This window comes from Streptomyces sp. NPDC050085, assembly GCF_044460595.1.
In the GTDB taxonomy this organism is placed as follows: domain Bacteria; phylum Actinomycetota; class Actinomycetes; order Streptomycetales; family Streptomycetaceae; genus Streptomyces.
Map to the genome: position 1 here is coordinate 1 of NZ_JBITJZ010000013.1, position 19487 is coordinate 19487.

General features: G+C 73.2%; 17 protein-coding genes and 1 pseudogene. 10 read left to right on the plus strand and 8 right to left on the minus strand.

What is annotated here, in order from left to right:
• Positions 1–150, plus strand: a 150-nt coding sequence (locus ACIBUY_RS33785) for a transposase (protein ID WP_399154758.1), incomplete at its 5' end; no start/stop codon positions are given.
• A gap of 15 nt (positions 151–165) precedes the next feature.
• Here ACIBUY_RS33785 and ACIBUY_RS33790 read toward each other — a convergent pair.
• The 4 genes from ACIBUY_RS33790 to ACIBUY_RS33805 all read right to left on the minus strand — a co-directional run bounded on the left by ACIBUY_RS33790 (position 166) and on the right by ACIBUY_RS33805 (position 3235).
• Positions 166–972, minus strand: a complete 807-nt coding sequence (locus ACIBUY_RS33790; RefSeq protein ID WP_399154653.1) for an SAM-dependent methyltransferase — start codon at positions 970–972, stop codon at positions 166–168.
• A gap of 95 nt (positions 973–1067) precedes the next feature.
• Complete coding sequence (locus ACIBUY_RS33795) at positions 1068–1487, minus strand: hypothetical protein (protein WP_365571606.1); 420 nt, start codon at positions 1485–1487, stop codon at positions 1068–1070.
• Between the two features lie 45 nt (positions 1488–1532).
• Positions 1533–2303: an ABC transporter permease gene (locus ACIBUY_RS33800; RefSeq protein WP_399154654.1), complete on the minus strand. Its 771-nt coding sequence runs from the start codon at positions 2301–2303 to the stop codon at positions 1533–1535.
• Positions 2304–2305: 2 nt separating this feature from the next.
• The gene (locus ACIBUY_RS33805) at positions 2306–3235 is read right to left on the minus strand and encodes an ABC transporter ATP-binding protein (RefSeq protein WP_399154655.1); all 930 of its coding nucleotides are present in this window, start codon (positions 3233–3235) and stop codon (positions 2306–2308) included.
• Between the two features lie 183 nt (positions 3236–3418).
• On the opposite strand from ACIBUY_RS33805, the gene ACIBUY_RS33810 reads away from it, so the two are divergent.
• The 3 genes from ACIBUY_RS33810 (at position 3419) to ACIBUY_RS33820 (ending at position 6591) form a co-directional block, all read left to right on the plus strand.
• Positions 3419–4636 (plus strand): histidine kinase, encoded by a 1218-nt coding sequence (locus ACIBUY_RS33810; protein ID WP_365571642.1) that lies wholly within the window; start codon positions 3419–3421, stop codon positions 4634–4636.
• Between the two features lie 14 nt (positions 4637–4650).
• A complete protein-coding gene (locus ACIBUY_RS33815; protein WP_365571597.1) occupies positions 4651–5301 on the plus strand; it encodes a response regulator transcription factor in 651 nt (216 codons plus the stop codon).
• 132 nt (positions 5302–5433) lie between these two features.
• Positions 5434–6591, plus strand: a complete 1158-nt coding sequence (locus ACIBUY_RS33820) for an ROK family transcriptional regulator (RefSeq protein WP_365571595.1) — start codon at positions 5434–5436, stop codon at positions 6589–6591.
• A 105-nt stretch (positions 6592–6696) separates the two neighbouring features.
• On the opposite strand, the gene ACIBUY_RS33825 is transcribed toward ACIBUY_RS33820, so the two are convergent.
• Together ACIBUY_RS33825 and sigJ are read right to left on the minus strand one after the other, a co-directional pair.
• Positions 6697–7458, minus strand: a complete 762-nt coding sequence (locus tag ACIBUY_RS33825; RefSeq protein ID WP_399154656.1) for a GntR family transcriptional regulator — start codon at positions 7456–7458, stop codon at positions 6697–6699.
• Positions 7459–7669: 211 nt separating this feature from the next.
• Positions 7670–8629, minus strand: coding sequence for an RNA polymerase sigma factor SigJ (gene sigJ / locus ACIBUY_RS33830; RefSeq protein WP_399154657.1), 960 nt, complete (start codon positions 8627–8629; stop codon positions 7670–7672).
• A 110-nt stretch (positions 8630–8739) separates the two neighbouring features.
• Here sigJ and ACIBUY_RS33835 point away from each other — a divergent pair, with 110 nt between their 5' ends.
• Positions 8740–9399, plus strand: a complete 660-nt coding sequence (locus ACIBUY_RS33835) for an NADPH-dependent F420 reductase (protein ID WP_399154658.1) — start codon at positions 8740–8742, stop codon at positions 9397–9399.
• A 121-nt stretch (positions 9400–9520) separates the two neighbouring features.
• The gene (locus ACIBUY_RS33840) at positions 9521–10351 is read left to right on the plus strand and encodes an alpha/beta fold hydrolase (protein ID WP_365571583.1); all 831 of its coding nucleotides are present in this window, start codon (positions 9521–9523) and stop codon (positions 10349–10351) included.
• A gap of 36 nt (positions 10352–10387) precedes the next feature.
• Here the strand turns inward: ACIBUY_RS33840 and ACIBUY_RS33845 are convergent.
• Positions 10388–11281 (minus strand): annotated as a pseudogene (locus ACIBUY_RS33845) (DMT family transporter); the annotation flags it as partial.
• Between the two features lie 52 nt (positions 11282–11333).
• On the opposite strand from ACIBUY_RS33845, the gene ACIBUY_RS33850 reads away from it, so the two are divergent.
• Positions 11334–12782 (plus strand): PLP-dependent aminotransferase family protein, encoded by a 1449-nt coding sequence (locus ACIBUY_RS33850; protein WP_399154659.1) that lies wholly within the window; start codon positions 11334–11336, stop codon positions 12780–12782.
• Here ACIBUY_RS33850 and ACIBUY_RS33855 read toward each other — a convergent pair.
• The gene (locus ACIBUY_RS33855; RefSeq protein ID WP_365571578.1) at positions 12740–13156 is read right to left on the minus strand and encodes a VOC family protein; all 417 of its coding nucleotides are present in this window, start codon (positions 13154–13156) and stop codon (positions 12740–12742) included. The two genes, ACIBUY_RS33850 and ACIBUY_RS33855, sit on opposite strands and share 43 nt — an antisense overlap.
• A gap of 432 nt (positions 13157–13588) precedes the next feature.
• Here ACIBUY_RS33855 and ACIBUY_RS33860 point away from each other — a divergent pair, with 432 nt between their 5' ends.
• The 3 genes from ACIBUY_RS33860 (at position 13589) to ACIBUY_RS33870 (ending at position 19386) form a co-directional block, all read left to right on the plus strand.
• The gene (locus ACIBUY_RS33860) at positions 13589–15181 is read left to right on the plus strand and encodes an alkaline phosphatase D family protein (RefSeq protein ID WP_365571575.1); all 1593 of its coding nucleotides are present in this window, start codon (positions 13589–13591) and stop codon (positions 15179–15181) included.
• A 111-nt stretch (positions 15182–15292) separates the two neighbouring features.
• Positions 15293–16696, plus strand: coding sequence for an SWIM zinc finger family protein (locus tag ACIBUY_RS33865; protein WP_365571572.1), 1404 nt, complete (start codon positions 15293–15295; stop codon positions 16694–16696).
• Positions 16693–19386 (plus strand): DUF6493 family protein, encoded by a 2694-nt coding sequence (locus ACIBUY_RS33870; protein WP_399154660.1) that lies wholly within the window; start codon positions 16693–16695, stop codon positions 19384–19386. Before ACIBUY_RS33865 ends, ACIBUY_RS33870 begins: the two co-directional genes overlap by 4 nt.
• Positions 19387–19487: the final 101 nt, after the last annotated feature.

Below are 19487 nucleotides of genomic sequence, written 5' to 3' on the forward strand. Positions count from 1 at the left end.
GCTTCCTACCGGCGCCGCAACGTAGTCGAACGCTGCTTCAACCGCCTCAAGCACTACCGCGCCATCGCCACCCGCTACGACAAGACCGCCACCTCGTACCAAGCCGTGATCACCCTCGCCGCCACACTGCTCTGGCTGCAACCACTTTGAAGACACGCCCTAGGGCTACGGCTTGCGGGCCACGACGCCGAACTGGGCGACCAGCGGGCCCTCTTCGGTGTCTTCGGTGCGCCAGCGGGCGCAGGAGACGAGGCCGGGCTCGAGGATCTCCAGGCCATCGAGGAACGCCTTCACCTCGGCGCCGGTGCGGGCCGTGATCGGCGGTGTCGCGTTCTCGTTCCAGAACTTCATCGCCGCCTCGTTGCCCTCCCCGCCCAGTTCCAGCGTCGGGTGGGTGAGCACGACGTAGCTGCCGGAGGGGATCGCGTCGACGAGGCGGCGCACGATGGCCGTGGCCTCGTCCGTGTCGAGTACGAAGTTCAGGATGCCCAGCAGCATGACGGCGACGGGCCGGGTGAAGTCGAGGGTGTCGGAGGCGGCGGCGACGATCGCCCGCGGGTCGTGCGCGTCCGCGTCCACGTAGCTGGTGGCGCCCTCGGCGGAGCTGGTGAGCAGCGCACGCGCGTGGGTGAGCACGATCGGGTCGTTGTCCACGTACACGACGCGGGCGTCGGGGGCGATGCGCTGGGCGACCTCGTGCGTGTTCTCCACGGTCGGCAGGCCCGTGCCGATGTCGAGGAACTGGCGGATGCCCGCCTGCCCCGCGAGGAACGTGACGGCGCGGCCCAGGAAGGCACGGTCGGCCCGGGCCACCTCGCCGATGCTCGGGTACATGGACGTGACCATGTCGCCGACCTGTTCGTCCACCTCGTAGTGGTCCTTGCCGCCCAGCCAGTAGTTCCACACACGGGCGTTGTGCGCGATGTGACCGGCGATCCGCTCGCTCGGCTGCTGCGCGCTGTCGTCGCTCATGTGCACTCCCGTGATCGCTTCGTCCGGTGGTGATCGGGTCCAAGATCCCATACTGGCACGGGAGTTCCGTACGCGCGTGCCGTGGGTGCGGTGCGCTACGGCGGAGCGAGGTCCGTGACCACGGCGAGCAGCTCGTACGGCCGGTCGTCGCCCTGCCGGGTCACGGCGAGGGCCACCCAGCGCTCGCCCACGCTCCACAGGTGCAGGTCCTGGGCGCAGGCGCTGAGCCAGCCCCACGGCTCGGGCACCTCCTCGCCGTGCTCCACGGCCCGCGTGTGCAGGCTCCACAGGCTGAGCCGGTAGGGCTCGCCCCAGCGCTCGGTGAGGACGGTGGACAGGCTGTCGCGGTCGGCGTCCGCCCTGGCCTCGGCCAGGTCGCGCGCGCCGCCCTGCTCGGTCAGCCCGGCCATGGCGAATCCGGGTCCGCCCCAGCCCGCGGCGGACCCGCCGTGGTCGTCCGGGAAGGGCCGGGACCACAGCAGGTCGATCGTCGCGAGCTGCTCGGCGAGGTTCATGGATCCAGTGAAGCGGACGCCACTGACAACGGGCCGGGGCGGGCGTCAGGCGTCCCTGCGGCGCACCGTCCACCAGCCCGCGAGGACGGCGGCCCCGGCCCACGCCGCGGTCACGGCGAGTCCCGTCCAGGGGCCGAGGGAGCCCACCGCGTCCTGGCGCAGGACCTGTTGGCCCGCGCGGTCGGGCAGGAAGTCGGCGGCCGGTCCCGCGAGGTCGCCGACGACGAACGAGACGATCAGCAGGAACGGCACGAGGATGCTCAACACGGCGACGGCGCTGCGCAGTACGGCCGTGAGCCCGGCGGCGAAGAGCGCCATCAGCGCCAGGTAGACACCACCGCCGACGCAGGCGCGCAGGGCGCCCTCGTCGCCGAGGCGCAGCGCGGAGGAGCCCATGAAGGCCTGCCCTGCGAGGAACGCGGTGAAGGTGGTGGCGGTGCCGACGACGAGGCCGCAGGCTCCGACGACCGCCGTCTTGGCCGCGTAGAAGAGCGTCCGGTCGGGCACGGCGGCGAGGGACACCCGCAGCGCACCGTTCAGGTACTCGCTCGACACGGTGGTGGCGCCGAAGGCGAGGGCGGCGATCTGGCCGAAGTTCAGGGCGTAGAAGGCGCCGAGGAGCCGGTCGTCGCCGCCGTCCGCCTCGGCCTGGCCGACGGTGGCGAACACCAGGGTCGTCACAGCGACCGTGGCCACGAAGACCGCGACCAGCGAACCGAGGCTGCCGCGCAGTGACCTGATCTTGATCCATTCGGAGTGCAGCACGGCGGTGGTGGACGCGGTGGTGGACACGGTGGCGGACACGGTGGTGGACACGGTCAGGCCTCCTGGAGGGGCGTGGCGGTGGCGGCGAACTCGGTGTCGCTCGCGGTCAGGGCGAGATAGGCCTGCTCCAACGAGGCCTGTTCGTCGGCGAGTTCGAGGACGGGGATGCCCTCGGCCGCGGCGAGGGCGCCCACGTCCGCGGCGGTCGCGCCGGCCACGGACCAGCGGCCGTCGTCGGCGGGCGCGAGGGTGTGGCCCGCGCGCGTGAGTGCCGCGCGCAGCCGGTCGGGCTCCGTGGTGCGCACCCGGGCGCTGCGGGTGCTGTGCGCGGCGATGAAGTCCGGCATCGAGGTGTCGGCGAGGAGACGGCCCCGGCCGAGGACGACGAGGTGGTCGGCGAAGGTCGCGGTCTCGTTCATGAGGTGGCTGGAGACGAGAACGGTGCGTCCCGCGCGCGCGAGGTCGCGCATCAACTCCCGGATCCACACGATGCCTTCGGGGTCGAGCCCGTTGGACGGCTCGTCGAGCAGGACCACGTCGGGGTCTCCGAGCAGGGCCGCCGCGATGCCCAGGCGCTGGCGCATGCCGAGCGAGAACGTCTTCACGCGCCGCCCGGCCACCGCACCGATCCCGGTCCGCTCCAGGACCTCGTCGACGCGGCTCGCGGGAATGCGGTTGGCGGTGGCGAGCACCCGGAGGTGGTCGCGTGCCGTGCGTGCCCCGTGTGCGGCCTGCGGGTCGAGCAACGCTCCTACCAGGCGCAGCGGTTCGTCGTACGTCGCATACGGGCGGCCCCCGATGAGGACGCTCCCGGAGGTGGGTCGGTGGAGACCGAGGGCGAGGCGCAGGGTGGTGGACTTCCCGGCTCCGTTCGGGCCGAGGAAGCCGGTGACGCGGCCGGGCTCGACCCGGAAGGTCAGCCGGTCCACGGCGCGCTTCGTGCCGTACTCCTTGGTGAGGTCCTGGACGTCGATGCTGGTCATGACGTCAGCCTGGCTCGCACGCCGTGCGCGGGGCCTCCCCCGCCGGTGGAGAGCGTCTCCCCCATGAGGGGGAACCGCCGGGGCCGGACGGTTTGGCACGATGACGGCATGCCCCACCCCCTGAGGCCCCGCCCCCTGAGGCCCCGCCCCCTGGCGACCCGTCCCCTGGCGACCCGCCCCCTGATGCCCCGCATCCTGCGACCGCTGACGCGTACGGTCACGTACACCCGCTGGTTGCACCTGTTGTCGGCGGCGGCGCTCGCGTTCGTGTGCGCGGCGATCTATCCGGGGCTCAGCTCGCCGTCGCTGCGCGACTGGATCACGATCTACGTCGTTCCGGTGCCGCTGCTCGTGCTCGCCGCCCTGGTGCCCTCGGTCCGGCGGGCGGAGGGGCTGCAGGCGCGGCTGATGCTGTTCCCCGGCGGGCACGCGCGCGTGGCGGGCGGCGGCGAGGAGGGCAGGGTCTCGGTCGAGCCGTCGGCGTCGTGGCGGGACCGGGGCAGGACCGCGGTGTGGCTGGTGCTGCGGGTGTTCCTGGGGTTGTCCGTGGCGCTGCTGACGGGTCAACTGATGGCGCTGGTGCTGGAGTTGTGCGGCAGGGCAGCGGGACGGCCGATCGGCACGGTGTCGTCGCTGCCGCTGCCGGGGCACGCGTGGTGGTACGCCCTGCTGGTGCCCGTCGTGCTGCTCGCCCTGGCGTACGTGGTGGTGGGTTCGGGGTGGGTGATGGCGCGGGCCGCGCCCGTGCTGCTCGGGCCGTCCGCGGCCGAGCGGCTCGCCGCCCTGGAGGAGCGCACCGAGCAGCTCCTGGAGCGCAATCGCATCGCGCGGGAGCTGCACGACTCCATCGGGCACGCGCTGACGGTGGCCGTGGTGCAGGCGGGCGCGGCCCGGGCGGCGGGCGATCCGGCGTTCACGGACCGGGCGTTGGAGGCGATCGAGGAGACCGGCAGGGCCGCTCTGGAGGACCTGGAGCGGGTCCTGGTGGTCCTGCGGGAGGCGGAACGGCCGGCGAGCAGCCGGCCCACGCTGCAGGACGCGGACCGGCTGCTCGACTCGGCGCGGGCGTCGGGGGCGAAAGTGGAGGTGACGGTGTCCGGCGCGCTGGAGACGGTGCCGGGTCCGGTCTCCCGCGAGGGCTACCGCATCCTTCAGGAGGCGCTCACGAACGTGCTGCGGCACTGCGGCACCGTCCCCGTCCGGGTCTGCCTCACGGTCACCGAAGGGCAGCTCAGTCTTGACGTGCGCAATGACGTGCCCGGCGGTGCGGCTTCGGGCACCGGGGGCACGGGCAGCGGGCTGCGCGGGATGCGGGAACGGGCGGCGCTGCTCGGCGGGCGGGCGCGCAGCGGGCCGCTCGGCGACCAGTGGCAGGTGCACGTCGAGCTGCCGGTCGCCTGATCTACGCTGGCCGGGTGCCGCTAACCGTGCTCCTCGTCGACGACGAACCCCTGGTCCGTGCGGGCCTGCGCGCTGTCCTGGAGGCGCAGCCCGACATCACCGTGGTCGGCGAGGCCGCGGACGGCGCCGCCGTCGTGCCGCTCGTGCGCGAGCTGCGTCCCGACGTCGTTGCCATGGACGTGCGGATGCCACTGCTCGACGGGATCGAGGCCACGCGCGCGGTGCTGCGCACCGTGGACCGTCCGCCGAAGATCGTGGTCATCACCACCTTCGAGAACGACGAGTACGTGTACGGGGCCCTGCGGGCGGGCGCGGACGGGTTCCTGCTGAAGCGGGCGCGGCCCGCCGAGATCGTGCACGCCGTGCGGCTCGTCGCGGCCGGTGAGTCCCTCCTCTTTCCGGCCGCGGTGCGCAAGCTGGCCGCCGAGTACGGCAGTGCGCCCGCCCGGGCCGCGATGGAGCGGGCCGCGCTGACCGAGCGGGAGGCGGAGGTGCTGCGGCTGATGGCGCGGGGGCTGTCGAACGCGGAGATCGCGACGGATCTCGTGGTCGGCACCGAGACGGTCAAGTCCCATGTCAGCGCCGTGCTCGCCAAGCTCGGGGCCCGCGATCGGACCCAAGCGGTGATCGCCGCGTACGAATCCGGTTTCGTCGCGCCGGCCTGAGGCCCGTTATGTTCCGGTTCGACGCTCGCGCGGGTGAGCGGTCGGCGGTACAGAAGTGCACCCGGCCCTCGCCGGTGACGGCCTCGGCGAGTACCATCCGGCGAACACGCGCAACTGCTGGGAGGACGGACGTTGGGGCAGCTGACCGGCGGGGATCCCTCTCTGCTCAGGCGGATCAATTCGGCTGTGGTGCTGCATGCGCTGCGCTCCACGGATTTCGCGACGCTCACCGAGATCACCCGGGTGACGGGTCTGTCGCGGCCGACCGTGGAAGGCGTCGTCGAGGGACTCATCGAGGCCGGACTCGTCGTGGAGACCACCGTCGAGGAGCCCGGCGCGCGGCGCCAGGGACGGCCCGCGCGGAAGTTCCGCTTCCGGGCCGAGGCGGGGCATCTGCTCGGCCTGGAGATCGGGCCGCACCGGGTCGCCGCGGTGCTCTCCGCGCTCGACGGGCGGATTCTCGGGGCGGCGTCCAAGGACGTCGACGAGACCGCTCCCGCGGAGGAGCGCATCGAGCGGCTGCGCGGCACCGTCGCGGATCTGCTGCGCCGGGCGGGCGTGGCCCGCAGTTCGCTGCGGGCGGTCGGTGTGGGCAGCCCGGGCATCGTGGAGGCCGACGGGACCGTGCGTCTCGGTACGGCGCTGCCCGGGTGGACCGGACTGCCGCTCGGTGAGCGGCTGCGGCGTTCCTTCAAGTGCCCTGTGCTGGTGGAGAACGACGCGAACACGGCGGCCGTCGCCGAGCACTGGAAGGGCGCCGGGGTCGACTCCGACGACATGGTGTTCGTGCTGGCGGGCCTCAGCCCCGGGGCCGGGGCGCTGATCGGGGGGCGGCTGCACCGGGGGTTCGGGGGCGCCGCCGGGGAGATCGGGGCGCTGCATCTGCTGGGCCGTGAGGCGCGGCCCGAGACGCTGCTGTCGACGACGGACGAGCCGCTGCATCCGCTGGACGAGCAGGCCGTGGCGAAGGTGTTCACGCTGGCCCGGGAGGGCGACGAGCGGGCCGGTGCCGCGATGGAGCGGTTCATCCAGCGGCTCGTGCACGACGTCGCGGCGCTGGCGCTGGCCCTCGACCCGGAGCTCGTCGTGGTCGGCGGGTGGGCGGCGGGGCTCGACGGGGTCCTCGATCCGCTCCGCAGGGAGCTGGAGAGGTACTGTCTGCGGCCGCCGCGGGTGGCCCTGTCCATGTTGGGGGAGGCCGCCGTGGCGACCGGGGCGTTGCGCCTCGCGCTGGACCACGTGGAGGAGCAGCTGTTCGCCACGGAGGGAACCGTTACGGCTCGCCGCTGAACGGGGCGCGTGCAGTTCCCCGCCCTCGTGAAGTACTCAGCCCCGTAAGCGTCGTACGCCTACGGGGCTGCTTCTTGTGCCTACGGGGCTGCTTCTTGTGCCGGGTCAGGAGGCCTGGGTCTGCGGCGTGTGGTGGATCTCCACGCCTGCCGCGTCGCCGAAGGTGAGGCGGCAGGTGTCCGCCCGGTACGTGGCCACGGACACCGCTGCGGTGACGCCCTCGCTGAAGTAGCGGGTCGTCACGACCAGGACCGGGGCTCCGGGGAGGCGGTCCAGTTCCTTCGCGTCGTCGGCCCGGGCCGAGCCCAGTTCGACCGCGCGGTCCTGTCCGTCCAGGCCGAAGCGCTGGAGTTCGCGGAGCACGGCACGCGCGCGTGCGGCGCCCGCGGGGGCGTCTATGCCGGTGAGGTCAGGCACCGAGGCCGAGGGGACGTAGAGCAACTCGGCGGCGACCGGCTGGCCGTGCGAGACCCGCGTACGGCGCAGCACGTGCACGCTCTCGCCCGGGCCGGTCTCCAGCATCGCGGCGACCGCGGCGGGCGGTACGTCCGGAGCGCAGTCGACGGCCTGCCACGCGTCCCCGCTGGCACCCGGCCAGTCCTGGTCGGTGGAGGCGACGGCCACACCCATCCGGGGCGGCGCGACGGTGGTGCCGACACCGCGGCGGCGCTGCAGCCTGCCTTCGAGCTCGAGCTGCTCGAGCGCCTGACGGAGCGTGGCGCGGGCGACGCCGAAGCGGGCCGCCAGGTCGCGCTCGTTCGGCAGGATCTCCCCCACCGCGAACTCGGAGTCGAGCGCCTCGCTGAGCACGGTCTTGAGGTGCCAGTACTTCGGCTCCGGCGCCGCTTCCAACTGCGTGGTCCCCACCCTGTCCTCCGCAACAGCCGTGTCCCGGCGGCTTTTTAGCGCCCTTGTTTATTAAAGGTTCCTGCACTAACTCTGCGAGCGTAGGGCCGCCCCCGAGCTTGGTCAAGACCAATCCTCGATCGGTTACCGCCCGCACAGGGGCCTTGCCGCAGAGCGTTCACGCGCTGTTCGCAAGGCGCCGCGAACCACCTCAAGGCGCCTGACGCCGCGCCTACATGGGCGGCTGGACAGGCGGCCGCATGAGCGTCGCCAACTTGTCCGGATTGCCTACGAAATAGATGTACTGCACTGTGCCTTCGGAGACCCCGAGCTGGAAAACGGCGAGGGGATCGAGCCCGGCGAGGACGACCACGCCGAGGGTGCCGTTGAGCTCCACCAGGCGGAACTCGAGGCCGGCCGCGGCTCCTTGACCCGCGACGCCCACGACGAACCGGCCCACCTTGTCGGCGGTTTCGATGACGCGCCGCGGCCCCTTGACCCTGCCTCCGCCGTCGCCGACCAGGCGCGCGTCCGGCGCGAGGAGCGCCATGAGTCCGTCGAGGTCGCCCTCGGTCGCGGCGGCGAGGAACCGCTCCGTGAGAGCGCGCTGCTGCACCGGGTCGACGTCGAAGCGGGGACGCCGCTCGTCGATGTGCCTACGCGCGCGTGCGGCCAGTTGGCGCACCGCGGGCTCGCCACGCTCCAGCGTGGCGGCGATCTCGGCGAACGGCAGGCCGAACGCCTCGCGCAGCACGAACACGGCGCGTTCCAGCGGTGACAGCGACTCGAGGACGACGAGGACGGCGAGCGACACGGAGTCGGCGAGCACGGCACGTTCGGCGGTGTCGGCGACCGTGGGGCCGAAGTCGGTGACGAGCGGTTCGGGCAGCCAGGGGCCCACGTAGGACTCGCGCAGGGACCTGGCCCTGCGCAGGCGGTCGACGGCGAGTCGGGTGGTGATGCGCACCAAGTAGGCGCGGGGTTCACGCACAGCGGCCCGGTCGACCGCCGACCAGCGCAGCCACGCGTCCTGGAGCACGTCCTCCGCGTCGGTGACGCGGCCGAGCATCCGGTAGGCCACACCCATCAGGACGACGCGGTGCTGCTCGAAGACCTCGAGGGCGTCGGGCTCGCCGGACCGGGGAGGGGTCCGGGGGCCGGTCTCGGCATCGGGGTCCGCGTCGGGGGCCACCGTTCCATCCCAACCGACCGGCGGACCGGTGTCCAGGCGGAATCGCCCCCTCCCCCAGCACAATGGGCGGGCGACCGCCGAGAGTCGGCGGTGCGCGTCGGGAGGGTCCAGTGCGGTACGCGGTTCTGGGAACAGGCGTAGTGGGACAGGCACTTGCGGGGAAGCTGGTCTCATTGGGGCACGAGGTGCGGATGGGGTCCCGGTCGAAGGACAACCCCGCGGCGTTGGAGTGGGCGCAGAAGGCGGGGCCGGGGGCGAGCACGGGCACGTTCGCGGACGCGGCCGGGTTCGGGGAACTGATCATCGAGGCCGTCGGCGGCCACGTCGCTCTCGCCGCGCTGCAGGCGGCCGGGGCCGAGCACCTGGACGGCAAGGTCGTGATCGACACGTCGAACAAGCTGGAGGCCATGGAAGGCGGCGGGATGCGCCTGGCCCCGCTCGACGACATCGGCAGCGTGGGTGAGCAGTTGCAGCGGGAGTTCCCGCGCGCGCGGGTGGTCAAGACGCTCAATACGCTCAATTTCGGGGTGATGACCGATCCGGCCGCGGCGCCGGGTGCGCACCAGGTGTTCCTCAGTGGCGACGACGCGGCGGCCAAGGAGCAGGTGCGGGCGCTTCTGGGCGAGTTCGGCTGGCCCGGGGAGCGGGTGCTGGACCTCGGTGGCATCGAGACGGCGCGGGGTGTGGAGCTGATGATGCCGATGTGGCTCACGCTGTACGGGAACTTCGGGCACGGGAACTTCAACTGGCAGGTGCAGGCGATGGATTGACGGACCTCGGACGGTCAGGGTTTCGCTCGCCCTCTTGAACTGGACGCTACTCGGCGGTAATTGTTGCTGACAAGGAGTCTAAGGAACCGTCGACGCGTGGCGGGGACAGGGAGCGAGCGACATGGCGGCACAGGCGTCCTTCACCATCGAGAGCCCCGGCGGCCCGCGCGACGTGAGCCTCACGTACGAACGCGCGGGCGCCGGCGAGCCGTTGCTCCTGCTGCACGGCATCGGCCATCACTGGCAGGCCTGGGAGCCGGTGCTGCACATCCTGGCGGGCGAGCGCGACGTCATCGCGGTGGACCTGCCGGGATTCGGCGCCTCCCCCGCCCTGCCGGACGGAATCGCCTACGACCTGACGAGCGTCGCGGCGGTCCTGGACGCCTTCTGCCGCCACCTCGGGATCGAGCGGCCCCACGTGGCGGGCAACTCGCTGGGTGGGCTGCTCGCCCTCGAGCTGGGCCGCGAGAAGCTCGTACGGTCCGTCACCGCACTGTCGCCCGCCGGGTTCTGGAGCGAGGCGGAGCGCTGGTACGCCTTCGGGATACTGCTCGCCATGCGGAAGGGCGCGCGGGCGCTGCCGCTGCCGATGGCCGAGCGGCTGTCCCGGTCCGCGGCGGGCCGCGCCGCGCTCACCGGCTCCATCTACGCGCGGCCCGGGCGGCGCTCACCGGAGGCGGTGGTCGCCGAGACGCTGGCGCTGCGCGACGCCACCGGGTTCCGTCCGACGCTCGAGGCGGGGCGGCGGGTGCTCTTCCAGGACGACGTCGCGGAGGTCCCCGTCACGATCGCGTGGGGCAACCGCGACCGGCTTCTCGTGCGTCGGCAGGGCATCCGCGCCAAGCAGGTCCTGCCGGGTGCCCGGCTGGTCAGGCTGCCCGGCTGCGGCCACGTGCCGATGAACGACGACCCGGCTCTCGTGGCGCGCGTCATCCTGGACACGACGCGCTGACGGTCGGCTGAACACCCCTGAGCCCAGGGCGACCCCGGCGCCCACGAGCGCGCTGCCGACGCCCTGGGCGGGGCCGTACGCCCCCGAACCGACCAGGGGCGCGGTGCAGGCCGCCGCGACGGGGATGAGCCCGGAGAAGAGCGTGGCGCGCTCCGCGCCGAGCCGCTGCATGCCCATGTACCAGCAGACGAACCCGATCACGGTGACGATCACGGCCTGCCACACGAGCGCGGCGCCCTCCGCCGGGTCGGGCATCCGCAGCCAGGACGCGCCGTCGACGGCGATCCCCGCGACTGCCGCTTCCAGTGCGGCGATCGCGCAGACGACGCACGACAGCAGCCGCGGGCCGAGCGGTTCAAGGACCGGGACGGCGAGCACGGCGAAGCCGACCTCGCCCGCCAGTGCGCATACGGAGAAGGCGATCCCGACGGCGTCCGTACGGCCCCACCCTTGGACGGTGAACGCGCCCGCGGCGACGAGCAGGGCTCCATAGAGGACGATCCGCCGGGGCCTGCGGCCGGACAGGGCCGGCACCAGGACGGCGACGACCACGGGCGCGCAGCCTACGAAGACACCCGGTACGGCCGGTTCCGCCGTGCGTTCGGCGGCGAGGACCGCGAGGTTGAAGCCGACCATGCCGAGCGCGGCCAGCAGCGCGAGCCGCCCCCACAGACGCGGCGGCAGACGGCGGAGCGGGGCCGTGCCGCCCCGGCCCACAAGCGGCAGGAGCAGCACGCAGGCGAGGGCGTAACGCAGGAACTGGCCGCCCGCGTACGGGTAGTGGCCCAGGACGCTGTTGGCGGTGAAGGAACCGCCTACGAGGACGCAGGCGAGTGCGGCGAGCAGGGCGCCTCTGAAGGAGGTGGCGTTCATGGCATCGACGCTAGGAGGAGGGGTGGTCCCGTTGGAGGTCCACCGAAGGGGCACCATCGGGGACCAATCCGCGGCCGTCGCGCACGGCGTCGCATTAGGGTCCTTGCGTATGACGTCGTCGCCGAATCCCCCTTCCGCCGCATGGGAGTTGCTGGTGCCCGCGGCTTCCGCTCCGGCACGCGCGCGTGGCCGTGCGCTTCAGGAGGCGCTGCGGGACGCGGTACGCGCGGGACGGCTCGCGCCGGGGACGCGGTTGCCGTCGAGCCGGGATCTGGCGGGCGATCTCGGTGTGTCGCGCGGCCTGATCACCGAGGCGTACGAGCAGTTGACCGCCGAGGGCTATCTGCGCACCGGGCGCGGTGCCGGGACCTGGGTGGGCGCGGCGGTGCGGGCCGCGGCTCCCGGTGTCCGCGATCTGGCTCCGCGTCCGTCGGCCGGTGTGCGGGCCGACTTCGTGGCGGGCAGCCCCGACCTGTCGCTGTTCCCGCGGGCGGCGTGGGCGGCGGCGCAGCGCGGCGTGCTGGCCGAACTGCCGCACCAGGACCTGGGGTACCCGGATCCGCGTGGTCTGCCCCGGCTGCGCACCGCGCTCGCGGAGCTGCTCGCGCGACGCCGTGGCGTGGTCGCCGACCCGGAGCGGATCATCGTCTGCTCGGGGGTGACGCAGGCGGTGACCCTCCTCGGCATCGTGCTCCACGCGCGCGGGCAGGACGGCATCGGCGTGGAGAGCCCCGGGAGCCCGCAGTACGAGGAGCTGTTCGCGACAGCGGGGCCGCGGGCGGTGCGGTTGCCGATGGACGACGAGGGGCTGGTGATGGAACCGCTGCGCGGGTCGGGTGTACGCGCGGTGGTCACGACACCGTCGCACCACTTCCCGTCGGGCATCGCGTACTCGGCGGCGCGCAGGGCCCACCTCCTGGACTGGGCGCGGGAGGTGGACGGCCTCGTCGTGGAGGACGACTACGACGGCGACTTCCGGTACGACCGGGCGCCGGTGGGCGCGCTGCAGGGGCTCGACCCGGAACACGTCGCGTACACGGGCTCGGTGAGCAAGTCGCTGGCGCCCGGGCTCCGGCTGGGCTGGCTGGTGGTGCCGGACGGACTGACCGAGGAGATCGTGGCACGCAAGCGGTACATGGACCTCGGCAACCCCGCCCTCGACCAGGCGGTGCTGGCCCGCTTCGTGGAGCGCGGCGACTACGACCGGCAGTTGCGACGCTGCCAACGTGCCTACAAGGAGCGGCGGGACGCCCTGGCGGCCGCTCTGGAGGCGCACCTTCCCGGTACCGAGGTCTCCGGGATCGCGGCCGGCCTGCACGCCATCGCGACGCTGCCCGCGCGTTACGGCCCGCAGGAGGCGCTCTTGCGGAAGCTCGCCGCCTGTGGGGTGGCCGTCCGTCCGCTGCGGCACTACGGAGGCGACGCGGCGGGCGACGCGATCCCCCTGGTGCTGGGGTACGCGCACCTGACGCCCGCCCGCATCACCGAAGGGATACGCCTACTGGCGCGCGCCGCTCAGGAGTTGGACCACGCGCGCGTGCACAGCACCAGGCGGTAGCCGTCGGGGTCCTCGACGGTGACGCCCCACTCGTTCCAGTACGGGTTGGGCGAGGGGACGCGCTTGCCGCCGTGCTCCTCGATGCGGGCCACGAGGTCGTCGGGGACGGGCCCGTCGACGTAGACGACGAGGAGGTCCTCCTCGGTGGGCCGCGGGGCGACCGGGGCCGCCTGTTCGTGGACGAGTTCGAGGTGCCAGGCGGCGTCGGGCCAGCCCAGCATCAGCAGGTCGTGCTCGCCGGGAGTGGTGCCGCCCTCGGCGCGGTAGAGCACGTCCAGGCCGAGCCCGCGCGTCCAGAAGTCCTCGGCGGCGGCCAGGTCGGCGGACGGGCGCGCGATGCGGATGTGGGCGGTGGACAGCGGCGATGCGGTCACGGGAGGTCCTTTCGTCGGCGTGCCACGACCTTAGGACGGCGGTGATCTCCCGGGCATCGGGCGCCGGTCCGTCCCGCGTCGGTCCCGGGTCCTAGGGCGTGTCTTCAAACTCCCGTCGTCGCCCGGAGGGCGGCCTTGCGGCGTCTGGTGCGTGCTCTCGGCGTGCCGGGTGCAAGGCCTCGTACTGGATGTACTTGGCCTTACGCCCGGTGCGGCGAGAGTGCGTGCCAGGCGTCGTGAGGCAGACGGGAGTTTGAAGACACGCCCTAGGACCACGGACGGTGCCGCCCGCGCGCCCGGAACCGTTGACCGCAGGGGCAGTTGTTCACTTGGGGTTCGTGTGCGCGCCGCGGTGAAACAGTAGGTGTGGCTGCGCGGGGCCGCGCACTCCATGGCACCGCACCGTCGTCGGAACCGTCCCTGGAGGCGCTCATGTCCCACCGTCCGCCGAGTCCCCCGCCCGGCCGCCGTGGCGTGCTCAAGGGCTCGCTCGCCGCGTCGGCGGCGCTCGCGCTGCCCACGGCCACCGGGCTCGCGGCCCCCGCGTTCGCCCTGTCCGGACGTCCACGGGCGGCGTGGGGAGTGCAGGTCGGCGATGTGAGTACGCACTCCGGTCTGGTGTGGGTGCGGGCGGACAGGCTCGCCCGGATGGTCGTCGAGACCTCCGCCACCGACTCGTTCCGGCGGGCCACCAGATGGCACGGTCCGCTGGTCGGCCCCGGCACCGACTTCACGGGCACCACGCAGCTGCGCGGCCTGCCGGCCGGTGAACAGATCCACTACCGCGTGCTGCTCGCCGACCCGGACGACCCGCGCCGCACGAGCGAGCCGGTCACCGGTACGTTCCGCACCTCCCCCGCGTCTCGTCGCAACGGCGTGCGGTTCCTGTGGTCGGGCGACATCGCGGGCCAGGGCTGGGGCATCAACCCCGACCGCGGCGGCAACCGCGTCTACGAGGACATGCGCCGCCTGGACCCGGACTTCTTCCTGTGCAGCGGGGACAACATCTACGCGGACGGCCCGATCCTGCCGAGCGTGACGCTCCCGGACGGCCGGGTGTGGCGCAACGTGACGACCGAGGAGAAGTCGAAGGTCGCCGAGACGCTCGCCGAGTACCGGGGAGCGTTCCGCTACAACCTGCTCGACGAGAACGCGCGCCGGTTCAACGCCCAGGTCCCCACCGTCACGCAGTGGGACGACCACGAGGTGCGCAACAACTGGTACCCGGGCCAGATCCTGGACGACGTCCGGTACACGGAGAAGAACATCGACGTGCTGGCGGCCCGTTCGCTGCGCGCGTTCAGCGAGTACTTCCCGATCTCGACGCTGCCGCCGGGCGACGCCGACGGCCGCGTGTACCGGGTGGTGCACCACGGCCCGCTGCTCGACGTGTTCGTGCTGGACATGCGCACGTACCGCGACGCGAACTCGCCGAACCGGCAGCCCGACGACACGACCGGCATCCTGGGTGCCGAGCAACTGCGCTGGCTCAAGCGGGAGTTGTCCCGGTCGCGCGCGGTGTGGAAGGTGATCGCCGCCGATATGCCGCTCGGGCTCGTGGTGGCCGACGGCACGGCGAACTTCGAGGCGGTCGCGCAGGGCGATCCGGGTGCTCCGCTCGGCCGCGAGCTGCAGATCGCCGAGCTGCTGCGGCACATCAAGCACCGGCGGATCACGGGCACGCTGTGGCTGACGGCCGATGTGCACTACACGTCGGCGCAGCACTACGAGCCGTCGCGGGCCGCGTTCCAGGACTTCGCGCCGTTCTGGGAGTTCGTGTCGGGTCCACTCGCGGCGGGCGGCTTCCCGGCGGTGCCGCTGGACGGGACGTTCGGTCCCGACCAGGTGTTCGTCAAGGCGCCGACGACGGCGAACGCGTCGCCGGCCGAGCTGCCGCCGAACTTCGGCGAGGTCGAGATCGACGGGCACAGCGGTGAGTTGACGGTGCGGCTGCGCGAGGAGAACGGGGCGGGCGGAGCCGTGCTGTTCTCGAAGACGCTGCAGCCGGGCCGCGTCGGCCAGTGACCTCGCGGCGGCCGCGGACCGTGACCGTCCGCGGCCGCCGCCAACTCCCGCCGAAACAGGCGAAGTAGCAGGTCAGAGCCGATTGTCAGTGGTCGCCTCTACGGTTTTCCCATGACGCGATCAACACAGGCCGTGACCTATCGTCGACCCTCCGCGCTGGAGTCCGCGGCGGGCTCCCGGCAGCTGGGACTCGAGACCTCGCGGGGTGCGACCCCCGCCGGGCCGCAGGACCATCCGCGGTTCTTCGCCGGGTTCCTGACGGCGCCACAGGTGGCGTCCGCGGGGCTTCTCGCGGTCGCCGACGTGGCGGCCGCCCGCTACTACCAGCCGCAGCTGCGGGCGTCCCTCGACCCGGTCGTCACGGGCAGCACGGACCGGCTGCGCTTCGAGTCGTTCTCGGGCTGCGGTGGGGTGTACGCACGGCTTGATGTGCTGGCCGATGGCCTCGACGGCGACGAGATCCGGCACGGCACGACGAACGTCGACGTCAACAATCCGCTGCGCGAGGCGCTTTCGCGCATCGGCTCCGACGATCCGCTGCATCTGCGCGTGGGGCCCGAGGAGTTGACGGTGACCACGCTCGACGGCCCGGTCGTGGAGAAGAAGGTGCCGCTCCCGGACCGCTGGCTGCGCGGCTTCGCCGAGGCCCAGGTGATCGCGTCCGGCTTCGAGCTGCGGGCCGAGCTGTCCGCGGCGGACGCGGTGCGGTTCCTGCGCGCCCTGCCGCGCGGCTCGGGCCGGGCCCCTCGGTGGGTGGTACCGGCGGGGCGGACGCTGCGGCCCACGACGCGCGCGGTGCCGGGCGCAGTGTGCCTGCCGGGTCCGGAGCGGCTGGTGGCGCTGCAGCGCGTGCTGCGCCACGCGACGGCGCTGCGGGTGTTCGGCCCGGGGACGGCAACCGGCGCCGCGGTGGCGAGCGCCTGGGAGGCGGTGCTTCCCGGAATGCGGCTCACGCTGACCCTGTCCCCCGACGCGGCACGCGGATTCTCCGGCGAGGGCGGGGTGCTGGAGGCCCTCGCCACCGATGAGGCGGCCCAGGACGCCGAGTTGATATCCGTGCTGCTCGCGTGGGAGCCGCGGATCGACCTGGGTGATCTGGCCGCGTCGTCCGGGCTGCCGGTGCCGCGGGTGCGGGCCGCGCTGGTGCGGCTGGGCACATCGGGGCGCGTCGGCTACGACACGGCGGAGGCGGCGTACTTCCACCGCGAACTGCCGTACGACGCGGACCGGGTGGAGCGGCACAACCCGCGGCTGCGGGACGCACGGGCCCTGGTGAGCGCGGGATCGGTCGCGCTGCAGGGCGAGTTGGGCACGGTCACGGCGGACGACGGTCATGTGCACCGCGTCCGGGAGGACGGGGGGAAGCTGAGTTGTACGTGCATGTGGTGGGCCAGGTATCGAGGTGGGCGCGGGCCCTGCAAGCACGCGCTCGCGGTGCGGATGGTGCGCAGGGGCGCCGCCGCTCCCGGCGCGGACACGGGCTGGACGGTCGCGGTGGCGGAGGAGGCGCGATGAGCCGGGACGTCGTACTGGAGGCGGTGCGCGCCGGCCGGCTCGCGGAGCTGGCCGATCTCCTCGACGGGCTGACGGACCCGGAGCGCCGGGCCTGTCTGCCCGCGCTGAAGGCGCTCCGCAAGGAACTGCGGGCGGAGCCGTGGGGAGCACCGGCCGCCCGCGCGTATCCCGCGCTCCACGTCGCGGGTGCCGCGTGCCACACGGGTGCGGCGGCGGCAGCGGCCTGGATCGGCGCAGCCGACTGGCGCTGGTCGCGGCAGGCACCCGCCGAGGTGCTGCTGCATGTGCTGGGTGACCGCGAGACGGCCTGGCTTGCCGATGTGGCCCATCGCCTCGCGGCGCTTCCGGCCTCGCGCGCCGTCCCGTATCCGCTGGTCTCGGGGCTCGTCGCGCTGTCGGGCTGCGCGGTGCCGACGACGCAGACGTATGTCACGGGCTGGGTGGACCAGCTCAACTCGACGCGCAGGTACGACCGTTCGCTGACCGATCTGCTGCGCATCGAGCCGCACGCCGCCGAGCTGGCGGTCGCGCTGTTCGAGACGGACGACATCGGCAGCCGCCTCCATTCGTTCGATCCGGACAGCCCGCACAGCTGGACGCGGGGCCTGGCGACCTTGGCGGCCGAGGGCGTCGTGGACCGCGAGGTCCTGGTCGACGCATGTGTCGCGAGGCTGTTGCGCGGCGGGCGCGTATCCGATCTCCGGGTGTTCCTGAAGGTTCTCGACGCGCTGGAGCTGAGCCGCGCCGAGGAGCGCGAGCGGTCGGCCGACTGGGCGGCGCTGTGCGCGGACGGAGCGGCCCCGGCCGCGGCGTTCGCCCAGAAGGTGCTCGGCGCGCTCGCCGGAGACGGCGAGGTGACCGCGCGGCTGCTGGCCGAGACGTCGGCCGCGGTGCTGTTCCGCCCGGAGAAGAAGCTGGTGCGCGGCCAGCTCGTGCTGCTCGGCAAGGTCCTCAAGGGCCGTACGGTGCAGGGTGATCCGTCGGCGGTCGACGAGCTGCTGCCCGCCGTGGGCGAGGCGTTCGGGCATGCCGACACCGATGTCCAGGAGCGCGCCCTCAAGCTCGTAGGCCACCACATCGACGAGGCGGGCCGGGCTGCCAGGGAGCAACTGGCGCTCTGTGCCGAACAGTTGAGTCCTGGACTGCGCACCCGCGCACAGGACGTGTTCGGCGTCTCCCTCGCCGAGGACGGACCCCATGAGGAGGTGCTGCCGCCCGCGCCGGAGCCGTACCGGGTGCCGCCCGCGCCCGACAGCGCTGCCGAACTGGCCGAGGAGGTCGGCGCGATCCTCGCGTCGGGCGGTGGCCTCACCACCTTCGAACGGGCCCTCGACGGTCTGGTGCGCCATGCGTACCGGGACCGGGAGGCGCTCAAGGAGGCGCTGGTCCCGGCCGTCTCCCGGTGCTGGTGGGTCCGGACGGATCAACCCCAGTTCATCCAGCGCTACTTCCTGGACTCCCCGTCCGGGCTCGAAGTCGTCGCGGCCTCGGTCCTGGACGCCGTGTCGACGCGGACGCTGCGCGACGCGAGCGCGCAGGGGTCTCCTCGGGGGTGGCGGCACAAGGAGGCGGTGCTGCGCACCTGTCACGACGTACGGCTGTGGGAGGCGGCCCGTCGCATCCGCACCGAGCCGGTGCCCCTGCTGCTGGCGACACCGACGTGGAGCTCGGGCTTCATCGAGCCGGACGAACTGGTGGCACGGTTGCGGGTGTACGCCACCGAAGGAGCCCGGGCCGGTGAGGCCGACTTCGCCCAGGCACTGCTCCGGGTCGACCGCGGCAGCGGACGGGCGGGTGATGCGGCGGCGGAGGCGGCCGCCCTGGGCACCCGCGAGGGCGCGCGGCTTGCGGCCTGGCTCACCGCGCCGCAGTGGTCGGCGCCGCGGCAGACCCTGCGGGACGACTCCGCTCACGTGCTGGTCGATCTGGGCGAACAGCTCGACCTGCAGAAGGGGTTGCCCGAGCCCTTCCGCCGACTCGGCCGCGCTTGGGCCTCCCGCGAGACCGCGACGCCGTACTGGTCGGACGCTCACGGCGGCGGACAGGAGCACGCCCAGTGGCTGGCGACGCTGCCGGGGCAGCGGGAGATCGTGGCGGCGCGGCTGCTGCGCGCCGTCTCCTTCGCCGTCGTGCACGAGACGCGGGGCGCGGCCGCCTATCTGCCGATGCTCGCGGAGGCGGAGGGACCGGCGGGCCAGGCCGTCCATCTGTCGGTGGTCTACGGTCTGGCGGCCCGCCACCCGGAGGACCGGCTCGCCGGTGTGGACGCGTTGCTGACCCTCGCGGCGCGCGGGGAACTCGACGGCGCCCTGCTCGGTTCGCTGGCCGCGCGGCTGTGGGAGCTGGACGGCGTCAAGGCCACGCGGCTGGCGGAGGCGTTGGGGACGGCGGCGGCGACGGGCGCGTACGCCAGCGTGCTCGGAGTGCTGCGGACGCTGCTGCCCGCGCTGCTCACGAGCAAGGAGAGCGCGTCGGCGCTGCGCGGGCTGGGTGATCTGCTCGCGGTGGCGGCGGACTGCGCGGAGCGCACCGGGAGCGGGCAGGCGATATCCCTGCCCATAGCCGGGCTGGCCGAGGTCGCCGCACGCAAGGGCGCCTCGCGCCTGGTGGCACAGGCCCGCCGCCTGCACACCGCCCTGGGCTCGCCCTCGGCATCGGCATCGGCATCGGCGGTGAAGTCGGCGGCCTGAGCGGAGGCACTGATGATCAAAGAGTGAACAAACCCGGCATAAGCACTCTTTACCCATCGGTCACAAACCGTTCGTGATCACGCAACACCGTTCCTTCACAG

Bases quoted from the DNA above. Each gene is read 5' to 3' on its own strand.
- ACIBUY_RS33870 (WP_399154660.1), top strand. From the start codon at position 16,693: ATGAGCCGGGACGTCGTACTGGAGGCGGTGCGCGCCGGCCGGCTCGCG.
- ACIBUY_RS33840 (WP_365571583.1), top strand. From the start codon at position 9,521: ATGGCGGCACAGGCGTCCTTCACCATCGAGAGCCCCGGCGGCCCGCGC.
- ACIBUY_RS33850 (WP_399154659.1), top strand. From the start codon at position 11,334: ATGACGTCGTCGCCGAATCCCCCTTCCGCCGCATGGGAGTTGCTGGTG.
- ACIBUY_RS33810 (WP_365571642.1), top strand. From the start codon at position 3,419: ATGCCCCGCATCCTGCGACCGCTGACGCGTACGGTCACGTACACCCGC.
- ACIBUY_RS33790 (WP_399154653.1), bottom strand. From the start codon at position 972: ATGAGCGACGACAGCGCGCAGCAGCCGAGCGAGCGGATCGCCGGTCAC.
- ACIBUY_RS33860 (WP_365571575.1), top strand. From the start codon at position 13,589: ATGTCCCACCGTCCGCCGAGTCCCCCGCCCGGCCGCCGTGGCGTGCTC.
- ACIBUY_RS33805 (WP_399154655.1), bottom strand. From the start codon at position 3,235: ATGACCAGCATCGACGTCCAGGACCTCACCAAGGAGTACGGCACGAAG.
- ACIBUY_RS33795 (WP_365571606.1), bottom strand. From the start codon at position 1,487: ATGAACCTCGCCGAGCAGCTCGCGACGATCGACCTGCTGTGGTCCCGG.
- ACIBUY_RS33865 (WP_365571572.1), top strand. From the start codon at position 15,293: ATGACGCGATCAACACAGGCCGTGACCTATCGTCGACCCTCCGCGCTG.